This is a genomic window from Massilia sp. TSP1-1-2, assembly GCF_049896185.1.
Classification (GTDB): domain Bacteria; phylum Pseudomonadota; class Gammaproteobacteria; order Burkholderiales; family Burkholderiaceae_D; genus Telluria_A.
Genome location: NZ_JAFCTU010000137.1, coordinates 1 through 956 on the forward strand (window position 1 = coordinate 1; position 956 = coordinate 956).

The window sequence follows — 956 nt, forward strand, 5'->3', positions numbered from 1 at the left end:
GCTTATTTCACATGCAGCTGCCCGGCGCTGCCCCGCGTTTTCTACCGTCGATGATGTGTCCTCCGTTGGCGCTTCTGGCTCATCATCGTCACCGTATTTCTCCAGGATCATGGCACCGCCGCCGATCCCGGACTGATACACCTTGCTCGGCGTATCGTTACCCAGCGCCTGGTGGAAGCGCTCTTCGTTGTAGAACATCATGTACGCCGTCAGGCCAAGCATCAGCTCGCCCATGTTTGCGTAGCCGTTCAGGTAGACGTCCTCGTACTTGACGGTGCGCCACAGTCGTTCCACAAAGATGTTGTCGAAGGCGCGTCCACGCCCGTCCATGCTGATGGTGACACTCTCGCGTTTGAGCACGCCCGTGAAGGCCTCGCTGGTGAACTGCGAACCCTGGTCGCTGTTGAACACCTCGGGCGTCCCGTGCGAGCGCAGGGCGTCCTCCAGGCAGTCCACGCAGAACGACGCGTCCATGCTGTTGCTGATGCGCCAGCTGAGCACCTTGCGGCTGTACCAGTCGATCACGGCGACCAAATACGCGAAGCCATGCGCCAGCCGGATGTACGTGATGTCAGTACTCCACACCTGGTTGGGGCGCTCGATCGGCACCCCGCGCAGCAGGTACGGATAGACCTTGTTTTCTGGATGCGCCTTGCTCGTGTTCGGCCCCGGCGCCATGCCCGCAAGTCCCATCTCGCGCATCATGCGCTGCACCCGTTTGCGATTGACGACGTGGCCCTGGGTCAGCAGAAAGCACACCATCTTGCGGCTGCCGTAGAACGGCCGGCGCGTGTATTCCTCGTCGATCAGCCGGCACAGCAGCAGTTCCACAATGCAGACCTCCTGCGGCTTGCGCTGAGCATAAACAGTGGCCCTGGACACGCCCGCCAGCTCACATTGCTGGCTCACCGCCATGTCCTTTTCAGGGCTCACCCACGCCATCCGCGTCATCACTG

General features: G+C 61.5%; 1 pseudogene. It reads right to left on the minus strand.

The window, feature by feature from the left end:
- Positions 1–90 precede the first annotated feature (90 nt).
- Positions 91–956, minus strand: a pseudogene (locus ACP7BV_RS27305) (IS3 family transposase); the annotation flags it as partial.